This window comes from Burkholderia sp. Ac-20345 (assembly GCF_017104825.1).
Lineage (GTDB): Bacteria > Pseudomonadota > Gammaproteobacteria > Burkholderiales > Burkholderiaceae > Burkholderia > Burkholderia lata_B.
Window position 1 is genome coordinate 1 of record NZ_JAAGPO010000189.1, and the last position, 20511, is coordinate 20511.

Annotated in this window: 17 protein-coding genes and 1 riboswitch; of the genes, 8 read left to right on the forward strand and 9 right to left on the reverse strand. The window is 66.2% G+C overall.

The features are described 5' to 3' along the window. The first annotated feature begins 750 nt into the window (after nucleotides 1–750). On the forward strand, nucleotides 751–2175 hold the full coding sequence (locus G3O06_RS38390) for a DHA2 family efflux MFS transporter permease subunit (RefSeq protein ID WP_205819228.1): 1425 nt from the start codon (nucleotides 751–753) through the stop codon (nucleotides 2173–2175). 275 nt (nucleotides 2176–2450) lie between these two features. Here the strand turns inward: G3O06_RS38390 and G3O06_RS38395 are convergent, their stop codons facing one another. From G3O06_RS38395 to G3O06_RS38405, 3 genes are all read right to left on the reverse strand, one after another. Next, nucleotides 2451–3194, reverse strand: a complete 744-nt coding sequence (locus G3O06_RS38395) for a 2OG-Fe(II) oxygenase (RefSeq protein ID WP_205819229.1) — start codon at nucleotides 3192–3194, stop codon at nucleotides 2451–2453. A gap of 312 nt (nucleotides 3195–3506) precedes the next feature. Beyond that, nucleotides 3507–5099, reverse strand: coding sequence for an inorganic phosphate transporter (locus G3O06_RS38400; protein WP_205819230.1), 1593 nt, complete (start codon nucleotides 5097–5099; stop codon nucleotides 3507–3509). 185 nt (nucleotides 5100–5284) lie between these two features. Beyond that, a complete protein-coding gene (locus G3O06_RS38405; protein ID WP_205819231.1) occupies nucleotides 5285–5872 on the reverse strand; it encodes a histidine phosphatase family protein in 588 nt (195 codons plus the stop codon). 51 nt (nucleotides 5873–5923) lie between these two features. After that, a riboswitch (cobalamin riboswitch) is annotated at nucleotides 5924–6060 on the forward strand. A gap of 32 nt (nucleotides 6061–6092) precedes the next feature. On the opposite strand from G3O06_RS38405, the gene G3O06_RS38410 reads away from it, so the two are divergent. Together G3O06_RS38410 and G3O06_RS38415 are read left to right on the forward strand one after the other, a co-directional pair. Continuing rightward, a complete protein-coding gene (locus G3O06_RS38410; RefSeq protein ID WP_006488502.1) occupies nucleotides 6093–6302 on the forward strand; it encodes a CbtB-domain containing protein in 210 nt (69 codons plus the stop codon). Nucleotides 6303–6315: 13 nt separating this feature from the next. Continuing rightward, complete coding sequence (locus G3O06_RS38415) at nucleotides 6316–7038, forward strand: CbtA family protein (RefSeq protein WP_205819232.1); 723 nt, start codon at nucleotides 6316–6318, stop codon at nucleotides 7036–7038. Nucleotides 7039–7060: 22 nt separating this feature from the next. Here the strand turns inward: G3O06_RS38415 and G3O06_RS38420 are convergent, their stop codons facing one another. Beyond that, complete coding sequence (locus G3O06_RS38420; protein WP_205819233.1) at nucleotides 7061–7969, reverse strand: LysR family transcriptional regulator; 909 nt, start codon at nucleotides 7967–7969, stop codon at nucleotides 7061–7063. A gap of 127 nt (nucleotides 7970–8096) precedes the next feature. Here G3O06_RS38420 and metE point away from each other — a divergent pair, with 127 nt between their 5' ends. Further along, nucleotides 8097–10391 carry a 5-methyltetrahydropteroyltriglutamate--homocysteine S-methyltransferase gene (gene metE, locus G3O06_RS38425; RefSeq protein WP_205819234.1) on the forward strand — a complete coding sequence of 765 codons (2295 nt, stop codon included), beginning with the start codon at nucleotides 8097–8099 and terminating at the stop codon, nucleotides 10389–10391. Between the two features lie 99 nt (nucleotides 10392–10490). Here metE and G3O06_RS38430 read toward each other — a convergent pair whose 3' ends face one another. Beyond that, the gene (locus G3O06_RS38430) at nucleotides 10491–11816 is read right to left on the reverse strand and encodes an MFS transporter (RefSeq protein WP_205819235.1); all 1326 of its coding nucleotides are present in this window, start codon (nucleotides 11814–11816) and stop codon (nucleotides 10491–10493) included. A 55-nt stretch (nucleotides 11817–11871) separates the two neighbouring features. After that, entirely contained in the window at nucleotides 11872–12828 is a 957-nt protein-coding gene (gene speB / locus G3O06_RS38435) for an agmatinase (protein ID WP_205819236.1), read from the reverse strand. A gap of 138 nt (nucleotides 12829–12966) precedes the next feature. On the opposite strand from speB, the gene G3O06_RS38440 reads away from it, so the two are divergent. Beyond that, nucleotides 12967–13878, forward strand: coding sequence for a LysR family transcriptional regulator (locus G3O06_RS38440; protein WP_205819240.1), 912 nt, complete (start codon nucleotides 12967–12969; stop codon nucleotides 13876–13878). Nucleotides 13879–14004: 126 nt separating this feature from the next. On the opposite strand, the gene G3O06_RS38445 is transcribed toward G3O06_RS38440, so the two are convergent. Continuing rightward, nucleotides 14005–14469 (reverse strand): Lrp/AsnC family transcriptional regulator, encoded by a 465-nt coding sequence (locus G3O06_RS38445; RefSeq protein WP_174917129.1) that lies wholly within the window; start codon nucleotides 14467–14469, stop codon nucleotides 14005–14007. 134 nt (nucleotides 14470–14603) lie between these two features. Here G3O06_RS38445 and G3O06_RS38450 point away from each other — a divergent pair, with 134 nt between their 5' ends. From G3O06_RS38450 to G3O06_RS38460, 3 genes are all read left to right on the forward strand, one after another. After that, complete coding sequence (locus tag G3O06_RS38450; RefSeq protein ID WP_174971948.1) at nucleotides 14604–15230, forward strand: LysE family translocator; 627 nt, start codon at nucleotides 14604–14606, stop codon at nucleotides 15228–15230. 248 nt (nucleotides 15231–15478) lie between these two features. Beyond that, nucleotides 15479–17083 (forward strand): S53 family peptidase, encoded by a 1605-nt coding sequence (locus G3O06_RS38455; RefSeq protein ID WP_205819237.1) that lies wholly within the window; start codon nucleotides 15479–15481, stop codon nucleotides 17081–17083. Nucleotides 17084–17158: 75 nt separating this feature from the next. Further along, entirely contained in the window at nucleotides 17159–18835 is a 1677-nt protein-coding gene (locus G3O06_RS38460) for a peptidase S1 (protein WP_205819238.1), read from the forward strand. A gap of 75 nt (nucleotides 18836–18910) precedes the next feature. Here G3O06_RS38460 and nadE read toward each other — a convergent pair whose 3' ends face one another. Continuing rightward, entirely contained in the window at nucleotides 18911–19759 is an 849-nt protein-coding gene (gene nadE / locus G3O06_RS38465; RefSeq protein WP_205819239.1) for an ammonia-dependent NAD(+) synthetase, read from the reverse strand. 242 nt (nucleotides 19760–20001) lie between these two features. Continuing rightward, on the reverse strand, nucleotides 20002–20511 hold a 510-nt coding region (locus G3O06_RS38470; protein WP_241020450.1), incomplete at its 5' end, for a DMT family transporter.

A 20511-nucleotide genomic window follows, 5' to 3' on the forward strand; every position in this document is an offset into this window, starting at 1 on the left:
CCCATCCCGAACAGGACCGTGAAACGACTCTACGCCGATGATAGTGCGGATTCCCGTGTGAAAGTAGGTAATCGTCAGGCTCCCTAAGCCAGAAACCCCCGCCCGAAAGGCGGGGGTTTTTGCATTTGAGCGGCGCAAATGTGCGTGGGATCGGGATGGGCAGCCTGGCTGGAGCTGGGCGCCGAATGCGCCAATTTAGGCGCTTGCCGTTCTCGAGCGATCCGCAGCGGCGCCGCCGCCACCAAAATCTTTAGGTGCGTTCCGCCGCACTCCACATCAATCTGGCTGGAACCGAGGCGTCGAATGCGTCGACTCGGGCCTCTACTGTTCTCTAGCGATCTACGGCTCTGTGCCACCGAAATCTCCTGGCGCGCTCTCTTTTGCCCCACATCAATCGGCACGCCAACGAGTGCCCATCTAACATCGATCCATCCATAGATGGCGTCGTAATGGCCGGCGATGAGTGATTTTCGTCGAAAATGGCTGGCAATCGAGACGTCTGGGCGAAAGCCTTCCTGAAGCATCCACCGTTCCTTCGACACGCTGTGACGACGTGATCGTCGACGCGCACAACGAACTCAGCGCTAAATCGTCATAAAAATCTATGCGCATAAAGTCCATTCGCGCGGCATGCCCGACAGAGCAGGGTGCAAGCCCTTCGAGGTAATATCGCCGTTCGTCCCGATTCCCGGCACTTCCAGGCACCCGCCGGCGGTCGGTGTCCTCCGTATTCCGTCTCCCGCACCGTTCATGACTGACAACCCCGTCCAAGGTCGTCGGACGACCGACTTCTTGCCGTATCTCGTCGCCGCAACCTTCTTCATGGAGTATCTCGACACGACCGTGATCGCGACCGCGCTACCGCAAATGGCGCGCTCGTTCGGCGTCGGGCCGAACGCGCTGAGTCTCGGGATGACGGCCTACATGCTGGCGCTTGCCGTGTTCATCCCGATCAGCGGCTGGATCGCGGATCGCTATGGCTCGCGCACGGTGTTCGCCAGTGCGATCGTCGTCTTTACCGGCGCGTCGGTGCTGTGCGGGTTGTCCGAGGGCGTCGTGACGTTCACGGCTGCGCGGCTGCTGCAAGGCGTCGGCGGGGCGATGATGGTACCGGTCGGGCGCATGATCGTCGTGCGCAGCACCGAGAAGGCGAAGCTGATGCGTGCGATCGCGACGATCACGTGGCCGGGCATCGTCGCGCCCGTCGTCGGGCCGCCGATCGGCGGCTTCATCACGACCTATGCGTCATGGAGATGGATCTTCCTGCTGAACGTCCCGTTCGGGATTGCCGCACTGGTCTGCGCCTGGCTGATCGTGCGGAACACGCGGGCCGACGAGCAACGGCCGCTCGACTGGGGCGGCTTCGTGCTCGCCGGGGGCGCGCTGACCTGTTTGCTGATCGGCACCGAAGCGGCCGGCCAGCAGGACGTCCACTTCACGCGCGCGGCCGTCCTGGTGGGTGCGAGCGTGCTGTTCGGCATTGCAGCGTGGTGGCATGCGCGACGTTGCGCGCATCCGCTGCTCGACTTCACGACATTGAAGGTGCCGACGTTCTCGGTGACGGTGATCACCGGTTCGATCACGCGGATGGCCATCAACGCCGTGCCTTACCTGTTGCCGCTGCTGTTCCAGATCGGCTTCGGGCTGTCGCCGTTCCAGTCCGGCCTGCTGCTGCTCGCAAGCGCGCTCGGCAATCTCGGGATGAAGGCGGGCACGTCGTGGATTCTCGACCGCTTCGGCTTCCGGCGCGTCGCACTCGTCGACGTGACGATGGTCGGCTTCTTCACGATCGCATGCGGCTGGCTGACCGCATCGACGCCGCTGGCAATCACGCTGCTCGTCGTATTCGTCTACGGACTGACGCGGTCGATGCAGTTCACGACGCTCGCAACGCTGGCCTATGCGGATATCCCGGCCCAGCAGACAAGCGCGGCCAGCACGCTGTGGAGCGCTGCTCAGCAGATGACGATCGGGATGGGCATTGCGTTCGGTGCATTGTCGTTGCGACTTGCTGCGTTGGTGCGTGGCGATGCGGCCGGCATGCACTACGTGCTCGACGACTTCCGCTGGGCGTTCGTCGCGGCGGGCGTGCTCGCGTTGATGACGTTGCCGGGTTACGCACGGCTCGCGTTCGATGCGGGCGACCGGCTGCGGGCGAACGTAGCGCGCGGGTAGGTCGGGTTTCCCGCCGACTTTGTGTTGAGACAGGTGAGTTTATGGGCTCTCCGCCACTCACTTGAAACGTCGATCCGTTGTGCCCTGACGATCCGACGGCAAGCGAAAACGCACATCCGTCACGGTGGATGAGTGAACTGATCGCGTGGTGATACCCGTTCGTGAAGAACCCCGATCAATAACGCGCGATGGGCACGTCGGATGCGCGGTATTTCCCGCGCGGATCCGCCATTGTGATGGATGGTGCGGCAGCGTCGTGTTCGTCCCGATCGTCGTCACTGTGCGTCGTGGAAGATGATGCCGACCGTGTGACGATGGCCGCTCCGGATCCGGCTGACGCCGTGGCGCAGGTTGACGCGATAGACGCCGCGCGTTCCCTGCACGGGCCTGCCGTGCACGGCGAAGATTACTGCGTCGCCCTGCGTCAGCGGCACCACTTCCGCACGCGACTGCATGCGTGGCCGCTGTTCCGTCAGAACGAATTCGCCACCGGTGAAATCGCGGCCCGGCGCCGACAACAGGATCGCGACCTGAAGCGGAAAGACGTGTTCGCCATACAGGTCCTGATGGAGACAGTTGTAGTCGTCGGGACCGTATTGCAGGATCAGCGGCGTCGGTCGCGTCTGTCCCGCTGCGTGGCAGCGATCCAGGAAGGTCGCGTGGTCTGCCGGATAGCGAACGTCGATCCCAAGTGCCTTGTTCCAGCGATTCGCGGTTGGCGCGAGATGCGGGTAGATCGTCGCACGCAACTCGGCGACGACCGCAGGGAGTGGGTACGCGAAATACTTGTACTCACCACGGCCGAACCCGTGCCGCGCCATCACGACGCGCGAGCGATACAGCGCATCGCGCGGATACAACGATGCGAGCGCTGCGCACTCGCTTGCCGAGATCAAGCCCGGCACGCGCGCGCATCCATGGCGATCGAGATCGGCATCGACAGTCGTCCAGTCGATCGCGTCGACGCGTTGTGCGATATCCAGCGATTCGACGGCAGGTTGCAGGTCGGCAATGTTCACGGGCGTACCTCGGTTCGTCAGCAATGGGGCGCCATGCGGTCGCGCGGAACGTTTCGGCCACGTCGCCGGCATGGTTGAGCCCACGGCAAATGTTGATGAGCCCAGTCTACGGATGTCCATGCACCGGCGCGCTCCAGATCTTGCGCTTCAATTCGGCAAAGGAAGAAGGTGAGCGCTCGCGATGGCATGGACGCACACGATGCCTCGACGAGTCGAAATGGAGAAGCGGAGAGGCGGAAAGGCGGAAAGGCGGAGAGGCGAATCTTCTGCAGCAGGCAGCCGGCTCCTGCCGGCCACCCACCGCATCACCGCTTACGCCACCGTCCGGAACAGCCAATAGAGTCCGCCGGCGAGCACGATCGACGCCGGCAGCGTCAGCACCCACGCCAGCACGAGGCTGCGCACCGTGCCCCATTGCAAGCCCGATCCGTTCGCCGCCATCGTGCCCGCGACGCCCGACGACAGCACGTGCGTCGTCGACACCGGCAATCCGTACACGTCGGCCGCGCCGATCGTGAGCATCGCGACGAGTTCCGCCGACGCGCCCTGCCCGTAGGTCAGATGCTGCTTGCCGATTTTCTCGCCGACGGTCACGACGATCCGCTTCCAGCCGACCATCGTGCCGAGGCCCAGTGCGATCGCGACCGCTACCTTCACCCACGTCGGAATGAACTTGGTCGCGTGGTCGAGCTGCTTGCGATAGTTGTCGATCGCGAGCTTGTCGTCGGCAGCGAACGCGGGCTGTCCGGACTTCTCGATCAGGCGGATTGCTTCGGATACCAGATACATCGTGTTGCGCACGTTGTCGACGTCGCGTTGCGGCACGGCCGCCATCGAGCCTGACGCGCCGACCGCGGTCGCGAGCGACGTGGACAACTGCCGCACGGCGGGGATCACGGCCGGCGTCAGCTCGCGATGCTGCACGTAAAGCTCGACGTCGGCGCGCGGGTTCGCGGACGGCGCGACGCCGTTCGCGTACTTCCCGAACGTCGCGGCTGCCTGGTTCGCGACCGCAACGAAGGTCTGCGTCTCGGCCGGCGTCACGGCCTTGTTCAGTGCATAAGCGGTCGGCACCGTGCCGATCAGGATCAGCATGATGAGGCCCATCCCTTTCTGGCCGTCGTTCGAGCCGTGCGCGAACGACACGCCCGTGCAGGTCAGGATCAGCAGGCAGCGAATCCAGAACGGCGGCGGCTGGTCCTTCGGCGGCTCCTTGTACAGTTCCGGAATCCGCACGAGCGTTTTCAGCACGAGCAGCAGCAGCGCGGCACACAGGAAGCCGACGAGCGGCGAGAGCAGCAGCGACTTGCCGACGCCGAGCGCTTGGCCCCAGTCGACGCCGCTCGTGCCGGACGGCCCGTGCATCAGCTGGTTCATCAGCCCGACGCCGATGATCGAGCCGATCAGCGTATGCGAGCTCGACGACGGCAACCCGAAATACCAGGTCGCGAGGTTCCACACGATCGCGGCGATCAGCAGCGCGAACACCATCGAGAAGCCCGCGCCGCTGCCGACCTGCAGGATCAGCTCGACCGGCAGCAGTTGCAGGATGCCGAACGCGACGGCGCCGCTCGAGATCATCACGCCGAGGAAGTTCCACAGGCCGGACCAGATCACCGCGACGTTCGGTGTCAGCGAGTGCGTATAGATCACGGTGGCCACCGCGTTCGCGGTGTCGTGGAAACCGTTGACGAATTCGAAGCCGAGCGCGATCAGCAGCGCGGCGCCGAGCATCAGGTACGGGAACAGCGACCCTTCGCGCATCGGCGACAGATCGTCGATCAGGTGGGTGGCGATATAGATCGCACCGATCGCGAGCACCAGCAGGAAGACGGCATAGCCGAGCTGCCTGGTGCGCTCGACGGAACCCGAATTGTTCGGGGCAGACGAAGCAGGTTGATTCATGACGGTATCTCGTAAGGGAACCGCGACCGATCCTAGCTTCGGCTAGCAGTCAGTTTGATGACAGCAGGGAGTGCGAACGGTGTGTCTTACAGCGACGTAAGGTGAGCATCGCCAGGCAATTGCGATACGACGCGACATGTCGGCTTGCGTCGTGGCCGACATCGCGAACGCAACAGGGCAGGAGGCTAGGTGGCAGTGTCGCGCCGATCGTCGGCGGCGATCAACATCCATCCGTGCGGCGACGCAGCGAATGTCGTGCACGACAGCGGTGCGACGTCGATGCGGGTTGCCGCGTCGGGATCCATCCGCAGCGCATGCGCGACGGCCGCGCGAACGATCGGTGCATGTGTGATGGCGACGATGTCGCGGTCGTGCTGCAGCGCGTTCAACCATGCGCCGACGCGGCGCATCGCTGCATCGAACGATTCGCCGCCGTGCGGCGACGCGGACGGATCGCCGATCCACGCACCCAGTTCGTCAGGCAGGTCGCGCGCGAGGTCGTGTAGCCGCCGGCCGCGCCAGTTTCGGTAGTCGATGTCGCGCAGTGCGTCATCGATGTCCGCGCGCAGCCCGAGCGCATCGGCGGTCTGCACCGCACAGCGGGCCGGGCTGCACAGCACGAGCGCGCCTGCGACGCCCGTCCACCGGTCGCGCAGCGCCGCGGCTTCGGCGAGCCCGTGCGCGTCGAGCGGATCGTCGTCGGGAAACGTGCCGGTGCGCATCGCCCGGGTCGACGCATGTGCAATCAGGCGCAGCGAGGCATGCATGTTCATGTCGGTTTTCGGATGATCCGGGACGGACGCGCTCGTCCACCTGCCGCCGCTTCAATACGCGAACATTCGCGCGTACAATTCGCCGGATACGAAATGCGGAAGCCGGTGCAATCCCGGCGCGGTCGCGCCACTGTAACCGGTGATCCATGATCCCGGAAGCCAGACCTGCCTTCGTACCCATCCAACATTTGTCGGGGCGCGATTCCCCTGAGGTGCATCCATGAGCGAAGCAGTGCTGAAGCCGGCGGTCGTGCCGGCACCCATCCCCGTCCGTGAACTGTTGCCGTGGGCCGTGTTCGTCGGCCTGATCCTGTTGCTCGCACTGTATTTCGTCGGTGCGGAACAAGGCGCGACGTCGCTGGTGCCGGGCATGTATGTCCACGAGTTCGTCCACGACGGCCGCCATCTGCTCGGCTTCCCCTGCCACTGACGCGGAGGTCACGATGGTCGGAAAGCTGCTCATGCGCGGGATGCTCGCAGGCATCGCCGCAGGCCTCCTCACGTTCGGTTTCGCGAAAGTCGTCGGCGAACCGCAAGTCGATCAGGCAATCTCCTTCGAAGAAAAAACCGAAGCCGCCCACGGCGAAGCACCGGAACCCGAACTGGTCAGCCGCCACACGCAAGCCGGCCTCGGTCTGCTGACGGGCGTCGTGACCTACGGCGCGGCATTCGGCGGGCTGTTCTCGCTGGTCTTTGCGTATGCGTATGGCCGAGGCAGCCGTCTCCCGGCACGGCCGCTGGCTGCGTGGCTCGCGCTGGCGTCGTTCGTCGCGCTCGTGATCGTGCCGAACATCAAGTACCCGGCCAATCCGCCGTCGGTTGGCGACCCCGACACGATCGGCTATCGCACGGGGCTGTTCTTCCTGATGATCGCGATCTCGGTCGCGACGATGGTGTTCTCGGTCAGCGTGCGCCGCCATCTGCTGGCGAAGCTCGGGCAGTGGAACGCGTCGATCGTCGCCGGGCTCGTGTTCGTCGCGATCATCGCGGCCGTGCAGATCGGGCTGCCGTCGGTCAGCGAGTTGCCGGCCGATTTCCCGGCGGCCTTGCTGTGGAAGTTCCGCGTGGCGGCCATCGGCATGCAGGTGATCATGTGGACGACGATCGGCCTGTTGTTCGGCGCGTGGGTCGAGCGCAGCGAACGCGTCGGCATGCGCGCGGCCTGACGCACTTGAGAACCGGGCGCGCCTAGCGCAGCATGCGCGGCGCGCTCCACGTCGATTCGCGCGCCAGCGCGACGAACGCGGCCAGATAGTCGATCGACGCATCCGCGTCGCGGATGCCGAGGAAGATCTGCTTCGCGATTCCCTTCTTGCCAAGCTTGACCGGCACGACCGGCATCCGGTCCACGTATTCGTCGGCCAGCCATCTCGGCAGCGCGGCCACGCCGCGCCCGCTCGCCACCATCTGCAGCATGATGTCGGTCGTCTCGATCGACTTGTGCCGCCTCGGCACGATGCCGGCCGGCGTCAGGAACTGGTTGTAGATGTCGAGCCGGTCGGTTTCGACCGGGTAGGTGATCAGGATCTCGTCGGTCAGCTGCTCGGGCGTCACGTAGTCGGCGTTCGCGAACCGATGTGAATCGGCGACCACCAGCACCTGCTCGTAGTCGAACACAGGGTCGAAGCGCAGGCCCGGCTTGTTCAGCGGATCGGGCGTCACGAGCACGTCGATGTCATAGCCGAACAGCGCGCCGATGCCGCCGAACTGGAAGCGCTGCTTCACGTCCACGTCGACGTCGGGCCAGCGCGACAGGTAGGGCGACACGACCTTCAGCAGCCACTGGTAGCACGGGTGGCACTCCATCCCGATGCGCAGCGTGCCGCGTTCGCCCTTCGCGTACTGCTTCATCCGCTCCTCGGCGAGCTCGAACTGCGGCAGCAGCCGGTTCGCCAGCTTCAGCAAATACTGTCCGCCCTGCGTGAGCCGCAGGCCGCGACCCTCCCGATCCCAGATCGGCGTGCCGAGCTGCTGCTCGATTTTCCGGACGGTATGGCTGAGCGCCGATTGCGTGAGGTGCAGCGCATTGGCGGCCGCGGTCAGCGAGCCCTGACGCTCGACTTCACGGATGACGACGAGATGGAATCGTTCCAGCATGGATAGCGCTCGCGCAACAGATACATGAACAACTTTAATGGATGAATGAAATAATGCCATTTTATTTCATGGTTTGAAATCCCTATCATGGCTGCCGGATCTTCAAATTTCTTCTGGACGACAGCTCATGGTCACGACACACAACCTCGGTTTTCCGCGCATCGGCGCGAAGCGCGAACTCAAGTTCGGTCTCGAACGCTACTGGAAAGGCGAATCGTCGCGCGACGAGCTGAAGGCGCTTGGCGCCGAGCTGCGCCAGCGTCACTGGAACGATCAGCGCGACCTGGACCTGGCGCCGATCGGCGACTTCGCGTTCTACGATCAGGTGCTCGACATGAGCTTCACGCTCGGCAACCTGCCGAAGCGCGTGCAGGGCTTCCACGGCGACGTGCTCGACAACTATTTCCGTGTCGCGCGCGGCCGTTCGGCGCAGTCGGCGGAAGAGCATGCCGACTGCTGCGGCGGGGTCGCGGCCGGTGAAATGACGAAGTGGTTCGACACGAACTACCACTACATCGTGCCGGAATTCCACGCTGACACGAACTTCTCGCTCGACCCGTCGCGCCTGCTCCAGCAACTGGCGGAAGCGCTGGCGCAGGGCGTGGGCGCGAAGCCGGTGATCCTCGGCCCCGTCACGTACCTGTGGCTCGGCAAGGCAAAGGACGATTCCGACCGCCTTGCACTGCTGCCGAAGCTGCTGCCGGTGTACGGCGCGCTGCTCGACACGCTGACCGCGCAGGGTGTGGAATGGGTGCAGATCGACGAACCGATTCTCGTCACCGAACTCGATGCCGAGTGGCAACAAGCATTCAAGACTGCGTACGCTGCGCTCGAAACGCGCCGCATCAAGGTGCTGCTCGCGACGTACTTCGGTCAGCTTCAGGACAACCTGGCGCTTGCGAGCTCGCTGCCGGTCGACGGCCTGCATGTGGATGCGATCAACGCACGCGACGAAGTCGACGCGCTGGTGCGTGAACTGCCGGCCGAGCGCGTGCTGTCGGTGGGTGCGATCAACGGCCGCAACATCTGGAAGACGGACCTGAACACGACGCTCGACTGGCTCGAACCGCTCGCGAAGCAACTGGGCGAGCGCCTGTGGCTCGCGCCGTCGTGCTCGCTGCTGCACGTGCCGGTCGATCTCGCGAGCGAGGACAAGCTCGATGCGGAAATCCGTTCGTGGCTCGCGTTCGCGCTGCAGAAGCTCGACGAGCTGAAAGTGCTCGCGACCGCACTGAACGAAGGCCGCGACAAGGTGGCCGATGCGCTGGCCGCGAACGCCGCCGCGATTCATTCGCGTCGCCACTCGCCGCGCGTGAACAACCCGGCGGTGAAGGCCGCGATTGCCCGGATCGACACGCAGCTCGGCAACCGCGTGAGCCCCTATACGCAGCGCGCGCCGAAGCAGTCGGCACGCCTGAACCTGCCGGCGTTCCCGACGACGACGATCGGCTCGTTCCCGCAGACCGGCGCAATCCGCCAGGCCCGCAGCCAGTTCAAGGCCGGCGCGCTGGATGAAGCCGGCTACCGCACGGCGATGCAGGCCGAGATCGAACGCAGTGTCCGCGAACAGGAGTCGCTCGAACTCGATGTGCTCGTGCACGGCGAAGCCGAACGCAACGACATGGTCGAATACTTCGGCGAGCAGCTCGACGGCTACGCGTTCAGCCAGTTCGGCTGGGTGCAGTCGTACGGTTCGCGCTGCGTGAAGCCGCCGATCCTGTTCGGCGACATCAGCCGCCCGAAGGCGATGACGGTCGAATGGATCACGTATGCGCAGTCGCTGACGAACAAGCCGATGAAGGGCATGCTGACTGGCCCCGTGACGATCCTGAACTGGTCGTTCGTGCGCGACGACCAGCCGCGCTCGGTGTCGTGCTACCAGCTCGCGCTGGCGATCCGCGAGGAAGTGCTCGATCTCGAGAAGGCCGGCGTGCGCGTGATCCAGATCGACGAGGCTGCGCTGCGCGAAGGGTTGCCGCTGCGCCGAGCGCAGTGGGGCGAGTACCTGAAGTGGGCGGTCGAATCGTTCCGCATCACCGCGAACGGCGTGCAGGACGATACGCAGATCCACACGCACATGTGTTATTCGGAGTTCAACGACATCATCGCGTCGATCGCCGACATGGATGCGGACGTGATCACGATCGAGACCTCGCGCTCGGACATGGAGCTGCTCGATGCGTTCGACAACTTCAAGTATCCGAACGAAATCGGGCCGGGCGTGTACGACATTCACTCGCCGAACATCCCGACGCAGGAGCACATCGTCGGCCTGATGAGGAAGGCGGCTGAACGGATTCCGGCGGAACGCCTGTGGGTGAACCCGGACTGCGGCCTGAAGACGCGCCAGTGGGCGGAGGTGATTCCGGCGCTGACGAACATGGTCGCCGCAGCGAAGACGCTGCGCAACCAGGTGCACTGATCGGGGCGCGGTCCGGAAAACAAGAAGGGCGGCCAGATGGCCGCCCCCGGATGTACGAGGCCCGGGCGGGCGAAGCCGCCAGCCCGGTGCGCGTGTGCGTTACGCAGTGCGTACTGCGTGCGGCAACGTGTCGGCCACCTTGCGGGGCGCGCCCGCATCATCGATGCTCACACGCCGCGAGATCAGCCACACGCACAACGACGACAGGATCGCGGCGCTCGTGTACTGGAGCGCGAGCGGCCACCATTGCGGCGCGGTGTTCTGCGCGATGATGGTCGCGACGAGCGGCGTGAGGCCGCCGGCGAGCGCGCCGCACACCTGGTACGCGATCGAGATCGCCGTGTAGCGGATGCGAGCGACGAAGATGCCGCTGACGAAGCCCGCGACCACCGAGTAGTAGCCCGATTCCGCGAGCGTCGCGAGGCCGACGCCGACCGTGATCGACAGCGGCGTGCCCATGTGCACGAGCGGCAGCATGACGAACGGGACGATCGCGGCCCATGCGCCGGTGATCAGCAGCACGCGGGTGGTGCCGAAGCGCTGCGCGAGAAACGCGGCCGCGAGCTGCACGACGAACTGCAGCACGGCGACGATCGTCATGCAATGCAGCACCATCGACCGGTCAAGCGACAGGAACTGCGTCGCATAGCTGATCATGAAGATGTTGCTGAAATACACGCCGGCGATGCCGTACACGTTCGCGCCGATCGCGAGCAGCAGCAGCGGCCAGTACTTGAGCGCTTCTCGCAGCGGTTTCTGCGCGATGTTGCCGCTCTTCTTGATTTCCTCGAACTCGGGCGATTCCGACACGCTCGCACGGATCACAAAGCCGACGATCAGCAGTACGGAACTTGCCAGGAACGGCACGCGCCAGCCCCAGCTCATCATGTCTTCCTTCGACAGCGTGCTGATCGCGCCGAATGCGAGCATCGACAGGATCAGGCCGCTTGCGCTGCCGAGCTGCGCGAACGACGCGAAGAACGTGCGCTTGCCTTCCGGCGCATGCTCGCCGGCGAGCAGTACCGCGCCGCCCCATTCGCCGCCGACCGCGATGCCTTGCAGCACGCGCATCAGCACGAGCAGGACCGGTGCGATCACGCCGGCTTGCGCATGGGTCGGCAGCAGGCCGATCGCGACCGTCGACACGGCCATCAGCATCAGCGTCGCGAGCAGCGAACGCTTGCGGCCGAAGCGGTCGCCGAGGTAGCCGAACATCACGCCGCCGAGCGGCCGCGCGAAGAAGCCGACCGCGAACGAGCCGAACGATGCGAGCAGGCTGATGAAGCGGTTTTCGCCGGGAAAGAACAGCGGCCCGAACACGATGGCGGCGGCGGTCGCGTAGCTATAGAAGTCGTACCACTCGATCGTGGTGCCGACGAACGACGCGAGCGCCGCCCGCTTGGGTTGCTTGACGGAAGTCCCCATCTTTATTTGTGCTCCTCTTGAATCCTTTGATTTGGAATAGGTGGCGGTGCCGGAATCAGTCGCGGTACGCGACGCCCGGCAGCACGCACAGCAGCTCGTACGCGAGGTTCGCGCCGAGCAGCGCCGTGGTGCCGAACGGGTCGTACGGCGGCGCGACTTCGACGAGATCGCAGCCGACGATGTTCAGCCCCTTCGCGCCGCGGATGATCTCGAGCGCCTGCGGCACCGTGAGGCCCGCGATTTCCGGCGTGCCGGTGCCCGGCGCGTAGGCCGGATCGATGCCGTCGATGTCGAAGGTGATGTAGACGGGCGTGTCGCCGACGCGCGCGCGCACTTCTTCCATCAGCGGCGCGAGCGACTTGTTCCAGCACTCTTCGGCCTGGACGACGCGGAAGCCCTGGTCGCGGCACCAGTCGAAATCCTCGGCGGCGTAGCCGGTGCCGCGCAGGCCGATTTGCGTGACCTTGTCGCCGTGCAGCAGGCCTTCCTCGACCGCGCGGCGGAACGGCGTGCCGTGCGCGATCTTTTCGCCCATCATCGTGTCGTTCACGTCGGCGTGTGCATCGACGTGGATCAATGCAACCTTGCCGTGCTTGCGGTGGATCGCGCGCAGGATCGGCAGCGCGATCGTATGGTCGCCGCCGAGCGTGATCGGCTTGCAGTCGTGCTCGAGGATCGCGTCGTATGCGGCTTCGATGCGTGCGATGGAATCGTGCAGGTTGTACGGATTGATCGCGACGTCGCCGATGTCGGCGATCTGCAGCGAGTCGAACGGAGCCGCGCGCGTGGCCATGTTGTACGGGCGCAGCAGCACGGATTCGGTGCGGATCTGGCGCGGGCCGAAGCGCGCGCCGGTGCGGTTGGAGGTGCCGAGATCGAACGGCACGCCGACGAAACAGGCGTCGAGCCCTTCGGCGCTTGCCACGTGCGGCAGGCGCATCATCGTCGCGATGCCGCCGCAGCGCGGCATTTCATTGCCGCCGAGCGGCTGGAAATGGGTGTGGTCGTTCATGGCTGTCTCTTCCGATGTGGGGTTGCCGTATCATGCGACGCGGCTTGGCGCACAGTTTTACGCGCTCCGCCGGGAAAGAAGAATGCGAAGATATCGACGTAAACATCGATTTTCATCGATGTATGGAAGGGGATGAGCGTGCTGGGGAATCTGTCGACCCTCGATCTGCGGTTGATCCGCGTGTTTCTCGCGGTCACGGACGCGGGCGGCGTATCGGCCGCGCAGGCCGTGCTGAACGTCGGGCAGTCGACGATCAGCGCGCAGCTTTCGTCGCTCGAGACGCGGCTCGGCTACCGGCTCTGCGAGCGCGGCCGCAGCGGTTTCCGGCTCACGCCGAAGGGTGAGCGCTTCCACGCGATGAGCCGCAAGCTGCTCGCGGCGCTCGACGAATTCGGGATGGCCGCGCGGCATATGGACCGCCAGCTGGTCGGCACGCTGAACATCGGCCTGATCGGCCATACGCCGGTGAGCCAGAACGCGCGGATCGCCGAGGCGATCGCCGCGTTCCGCACCCGCGACGAGGCCGTGCGATTCTCGATCTCCGTGCGCGCGCCGGGCGATCTTGAGGAGAGGCTGCTGAGCGACGAGATCCAGATCGCGGTCGGCTACTTCTGGCACCGGGTGCCGTCGCTGCACTACACACCGCTGTTCATCGAGCGCCAGGTCGCGTACTGCGGGCGCGGCCATCCGCTGTTCGACGGCGCCGGCGCGCTGACGCCGGCCGACGTCGCGGGCTTCGAATGGGCGTGGCGCTCGTATCCGCTGCCCGAAGCGCAGATGTCGACGACGCCCGACCGCGTGACCGCGACCGCCGACAACATGGAGGCCGTCGCGCTGCTGATCCTGTCCGGCCACCACCTCGGCTATCTGCCGCAGCACTTCGCGGCGCCATACGTCGCGCAAGGGTTGCTCACGCCGCTCAATCCGGAGCAACTGCGCTACGACGTGACGTTCCACATGGTCGTCGCGCGCAACGGGCGCGGCAATCCGCTCGTGGAAGCGTTTCTCGAGGATCTCGAACACGCGCACCAGCCGCCCGACATCGCGTAGGCCGTCGGCCTCAACAATGTGAACGAGTGTTGCGGCGGCGCGGCCCGACGCAGCCCACATCGATCGGCGTCGAAGTGACGGATCGGGCGCCGGGTTCGGTTTGCGAGCGGCGTCCGCCCGCTCGCATCACGGCACCGGCAGCCCCGCGTCATGCTTGACCTCGCGCAGCGACAGCGCCGATTCGATCGACGTCACGCCCGGCAGCATCCGCAGCGACTCGCGCAGGAACGTGCCGTAGTCGTCGAGATCGCGCGCGACGACCTGCAGCAGATAGTCGGCGGTGCCGGCCACGTTGTGGCACGCCAAGATCCGCTCGATGCCGATCACCTCCCGCTCGAAGCGGTCGGCGGTCTTGCGGTCGTGGGTCGCGAACCGCACGAGCACGAACGCAACGACGCCGAAACCGAGCGCCTGGCGCGACAGCTGCGCGCGGTAGCGCTCGATGTAGCCGTCGTTCTCGAGGCGCTTCAGGCGCCGCGCGCACGGGGTCTCGGAGAGGCCCACGGTGTCGGCGAGGCGGGCGATCGGCAGGCGGCCGTCGCGCTGCACCGCGGCAAGGATGGCGCGGTCGGTTTTGTCGAGTTCGGTCATGTTGGCGGATTCCTGGTGCAGATTCGGTGATTGTGGCGGATTCCCCTATGAATCGCCAATCCTGAATCAAATATGGCCAATAATCCCTCGCACTCTGGCGGCAATATATCGCCGTAAGAGGACAGGGGCAGACCATGATTTCCACGCATTTGCTGTTGATTTATCTCGCCGCGCTGGCGGCCATCTATGCGGTGCCGGGGCCGGACATGGCGCTCGTGCTGCAGACCAGCATCGGCCGCGGCGTGCGGCCGGGGATGGCGGCGGCGGCCGGCCTGTCGCTCGCGCGCACCGCGCACGTGACGCTGTCCGCGTGCGGCGTCGCGGCGCTGATCCGCAGCGCGCCGTGGCTGTACGAAGTGATCCGCTACGGCGGCGCGCTCTATCTCGCCTATGTCGCGATCCAGGTGTTCCGTTCGCCCGTGTTCGCGCTCGGCGACGGCGACGCGGCGGCCACGGCGGGCGAACTGCGCCAGTCGTTCGTGAAGGGCCTGCTCACCAACCTGCTGAACCCGAAGGCGCTGCTGTTCTGCTCGGTGCTGCTGCCGCAGTTCGTGCGCCCGGAGGCCGGGCCGGTCGTGCTGCAGATGTTCGAGCTGGGCGGGTTGCTGGTGGCGGCCGGCGTGTGCTTCGACCTCGCATGCGTGTTCGGCGCGTCGCGGATCGCCGCGTGGATGCGCGCGCATCCGCTCGCGCAGACGGTGCAGCGCTGGACGTTTTCCGCGGCGCTGATCGGCTTTGCGCTGCGCCTGTCGATGGACTGAGTGCCGAGGCGGCGTCGCGCCGGCGCAGGTTGCGCGGCGCGTCGCCGCACCGGGTGAAGGCCGCGCGCAACGCCGGTCCGCGCGTGCGCCCCGTCGCAGAAGGGCGTGCGCGCAAATCGTCTGACTGTTCTAAACTCCCTGTTACTTCGCGCTGCGCGAACCCGACCGACCGAACGGAACCGTCTCCCGCCGGCCCTGTCCGATTTCCTGGCTGTTCCGTGCAACGCGGTACCAAGGAGGGTCTGAACATGGCAAGGCATCTTCACGCCGACCGTGAACCCCGAATCGTCGCCGAGTCCAAGTGCCTCGGTCCGTGCGATCCGGCAGAACGCATCCACGTCACGATCATGTTGCGGCGGCAGGAAGAAGGGCAACTCGATACGCTGCTTCACCAGCTCGCCACCGGCGACGCGCAAGCGAAACCGGTGTCGCGCGAAACCTTCGCGCAACGCTTTTCCGCCAATCCCGACGACATTCGCAAGGCCGAGGACTTCGCGCGTCGTCATCAACTGACGGTCGACCGCGTCGATCCCGTTGAAAGCGTCGTCGTGCTGTCCGGCACGATCCAGCAGTTCGAAGCCGCGTTCGGCGTCAAGCTCGAACGCTTCGAGCATCAGTCGATAGGCCAGTATCGCGGCCGCTCCGGCCCGATCGCGCTGCCCGACGATCTCGGCGACGCCGTCACGGCCGTGCTCGGCCTCGACAGCCGTCCGCAGGCGCGGCCGCACTTCCGGCTGCGTCCGCCGTTCAAGCCCGCGCGCGGCGGTGCGGCGGGCGTCACGTTCACCCCGATCCAGCTGGCGTCGCTGTACGGCTTTCCGGCCGGCGACGGTGCCGGGCAATGCATCGCGATCATCGAGCTCGGCGGCGGCTACCGCTCGGCCGACATCCAGCAGTATTTCCGCGGGCTCGGCATCAAGACACCTCCGACGCTCGTCGACGTGAACGTCGGCACCGGCCGCAACACGCCGACCGGCGACCCGAGCGGCCCGGACGGCGAAGTCGCGCTCGACATCGAGATTGCCGGAGCAATCGCGCCGGCCGCGAAGATCGCCGTCTACTTTGCGCCGAACAGCGATGCGGGCTTCATCCAGGCCGTCAACGCGGCCGTCAGCGACACGACCAACAAGCCGTCGGTGATCTCGATCAGCTGGGGCGGCCCGGAGGCGATCTGGCAGACGCAATCCGCGCAGGCGTTCAACCGCGTGTTGCAGGCGGCGGCCGCGCAGGGCATCACGGTGTGCGCGGCATCGGGCGACAGCGGCTCGGGCGACGGGCTGCAGGACGGCGCCGATCATGTCGACTTCCCGGCATCGAGCCCGTACGTGCTCGGCTGCGGCGGCACGCAGCTCGACGCGTTGCCCGGGCAGGGCATCCGCAGCGAGGTTACATGGAACGACGAGGCGGCCGGCGGCGGCGCGGGCGGGGGCGGCGTCAGCACGCTGTTCGACCTGCCGGCGTGGCAGCAGGGGCTCGCTGCCACGCTGGCTGACGGTAGCCGCGTGCCGCTCGCGAAGCGCGGCGTGCCGGACGTCGCGGGCGATGCGTCGCCGCAGACGGGCTACGAAGTGTCGATTGCGGGCACGGCCACGGTGATGGGCGGTACGAGCGCGGTCGCGCCGCTGTGGGCCGCGCTGATCGCGCGGATCAATGCGGCGGCGAGTGCGGCAGGCGGTGCGGCCGCAGGCTGGGTCAACCCGGTGCTGTACAAGAATCCGGGCGCGCTGCGCGACATCACGCAGGGTTCGAACGGTACGTACGCTGCCGCGCATGGCTGGGATGCATGCACGGGCCTCGGCAGCCCGAACGGCGCGCAGCTCGCGGCGATCCTGACGCGCAAGCCGTCGAGCTGACGGCCGCGGTACACCGCTTTCCGTATGGCGCGGGCTTCCTGCCCGCGCCTTTTTCTCACCTCCAGGAGCAGCACGATGGGCATCGATTCCGCATCTTCCGGCGGCGTGTATCCGCTGCATCACGGCGACCACAATTCGCATGGCGTGCCGCCGACCGTCAACCCGGTCGCGCTCAGCCACGGGCGCGACCAGCCGTTCTTCGATCCGGTCGCGTACGGCAACGGCCCCGACGATTCGGTGACCGACACGACCGAGGCGGCCGCGATCACGCATCACACGATCCTGATCGACGGGAAGCGCATCGCCTACACGGCGACGGCGGGCCACCTAGTGACGGTCGATCCGAGCAGTTCGCAGCCGGCCGCGAAGATCTTCTACGTCGCGTTCACGGCCGACGGCGCGAAGGAAGAAACGCGGCCCGTGACGTTCTTCTATAACGGCGGGCCGGGCTCGTCGTCGGTGTTCGTGCTATTGGGCTCGTTTGCGCCGAAGCGCATCAAGACGTCGATGCCGGGGTTCACGCCGCCCGCGCCGTACCAGATGGAAGACAACCCGGACAGCATGATCGACCACAGCGACCTGGTGTTCATCAACCCGGTCGGCACCGGCTATTCGGCGGCCGTCGCGCCGAACAAGAACCGCAACTTCTGGGGCGTCGACCAGGATGCCGATTCGCTGAAGCAGTTCATCAAGCGCTACCTGACGAAGAACAACCGCTGGAATTCGCCGAAGTACCTGTTCGGTGAATCGTACGGTACCGCGCGCAGCTGCGTGCTCGCGTACAAGCTGCACGAGGACGGCGTCGACCTGAACGGCGTCACGCTGCAATCGTCGATCCTCGACTACCGGCAGGCCGGCAACCCGGTCGGCGCGCTGCCGACCGCGGCGGCCGATGCGTGGTATCACAAGAAGCTCGGCGTCACGCCGGCGCCGACCGATCTCGGCGCGTTCGTCGAGGAAGTCGCGCAGTTCTCGCGCACCGACTACCTGAACGCGCTGCGCACGGTCCCGCATGCGGACCCGGCCACCGTGCAGAAGCTGTCGCAATACACGGGTATCGACACGGCGACGCTGCAGTCGTGGAGTCTCAATATCGCGGGCTACAACGCGCGCGGCAATTCGCTGTTCCTGACGACGTTGCTGCAGGCGCAGGGGCTGGCTCTCGGTTCGTACGACGGCCGCGTGACCGGGATCTCGTCGGGCATCGCCGGCAAGATCGACCCGAACTCCGGCGGCAACGATCCGACGATGACGGCCGTGACGGGCGTCTATACGGCGATGTGGAACAGCTACCTGAACGAGCAGCTGAAGTTCACGTCGACTTCCGCGTTCACCGACCTGAACGACCAGGCGTTCCAGAACTGGGATTTCAGCCACATCGACCCGACCGGCGCGCAGCAGGGCATCGATGCGCAGGGGAACGTGATTCTCTACACGGCCGGAGATCTCGCCGCGGTGATGGCGTTGAACGTCGACCTGAAGGTGCTGTCGGCGAACGGCTTCTACGATTTCGTCACGCCGTTCTACCAGACCGTGATCGACCTGCAGCAGATGCCGCTCGAGGATCAGAAGGTGCGGCAGAACCTGTCCGCGCGTTTCTATCCGTCGGGGCACATGGTGTATCTCGACGGCGGCTCGCGTACCGCGCTCAAGCACGATCTCGCGACGATGTACGACGCGACGGTCAGCGATACGGGCGCGCGGATGCGGATTCGCGCGCTGCAGACGAAGAAGACGGCCGGGCACGCGTAGCGTTGCCCGTCGTCGGACCGCCGCGCGCAGCCGCTACGGTGCGCGCGGCGGTATTTTTCAGCCCGGGCGGCCGGCTTATGCGGTCGGCCAGTCGAACGGCGTGTACGGCAGCGCGCGCTTGTGGCGCGAAGCGTCGTAGAAGCGCAGCACCGTTTCGTACACGTTGTCGGCCACCGGCTTGCCTTCGAGGAAATCGTCGATCTCGTCGTAGGTGACGCCGTACGCGTGCTCGTCGGGGCGCAGCGGGCGCAGTTCCTCGAGGTCGGCCGTCGGCACCTTCATCACGATCAGTTCCTCGCCGCCGAGCGCACGCGCCACCGCGCGCACGCGACGCTTGTTCAGCCCCGCGAGCGGCAGGATGTCCGCACCGCCGTCACCGAATTTCGTGAAGAAACCCATCAGCGACTCGGCTGCGTGATCGGTGCCGATCACGATGCCGCGCCGCGCCCCGGCCACCGCGTACTGCGCGATCATGCGCTCGCGCGCCTTGACGTTGCCGTGCACGAAGTCCTGCTGGGCCGGCGTCTCGAACGCATGGCCGGACGCGGCTAGCGCGCCGAGCATCGCGTCGGCGGCCGGCTTCACGTTGACGGTCAGTTCCTCGTCCGCGCGCACGAACGCGAGCGCGCGCTGCGCATCGGCTTCGTCGTTCTGCACGCCGTTCGGCAAGCGCATGGCAATGAAGCGCGCATCGTAGCCGTCGGCGCGCAGCTTTTCGACCGACAGTTGCGCGAGCCGGCCGGCCGTCGACGAATCGACGCCGCCGCTGATGCCGAGCACGTAGGTCCGCAGGCCGGTCGAACGAAGGTATTGCGCGAGAAATTCGACACGGCGGGCGATCTCGGCCTCGGCGTCGAAGTGCGAAGCGACGTTCAGTTCGGCAATGATCGCGCGTTGGCGGCTGGCGTAATCGGCGGATGTCATGAAGGGAGTTCCGGAACGAAATCAAGGCGCCCATCATAAGCGCAATCGCGGCGCCGCGCCGCGCCGGGCGTGCGATCCGGCGATTTCGCGTTGCTTCGGCGAGACGGGCTGCATCGCCGTGGTGCACGGTGCGCCGGGCGGGTGCAACGATGCCGTGTAACGGGCGTTCGCGCGGTCGAAATTCGATGCGCGTGGCGGCCGGCGTGCATGCAGCCGCACGACCGCACGTACGGTCGCGCGCATCAGCGCCGCGCGAGCACGACGCCCACCAGCGCGAGCGCGAAGCCGGCGAGCTGGATCGCCGCGAGCGTCTCGCCGAACAGCCAGTAGCCCTGCAGCGCGGCCAGCGGCGGCGCGAGGAACAGCAGCGACGTCGCGCGCGCGGCGTTGCCGCGCCGCAGCATCCACATCAGCATCGTGACCGCACCGCCGGACAGGAACACGACGCCCCATACGAGCGACACCCACAGCGCCGGCGCGCCGATCCAGCGCGTCTCGTGCAGCAGCGCGACGAAGATCGCCGCGACGATCGCCGCACCGAAGTTCTGGATGGCAACCGCCGTGCGCAGGTCGCTCTGCGCGAGCTTGCCTTTCTGGTACAGCGAGCCGGCGGTGATCGACCCGACCGCGAGCACCGAGACGGCCACGACGAGCCATGCAGGCGCGGCACCCGGCGGCGGCGCGACACCGCCCATGACCTTCGGCGCCAGCACGAGCGCGACACCGGCGAGCCCGAGCGCCATCCCGAGCCA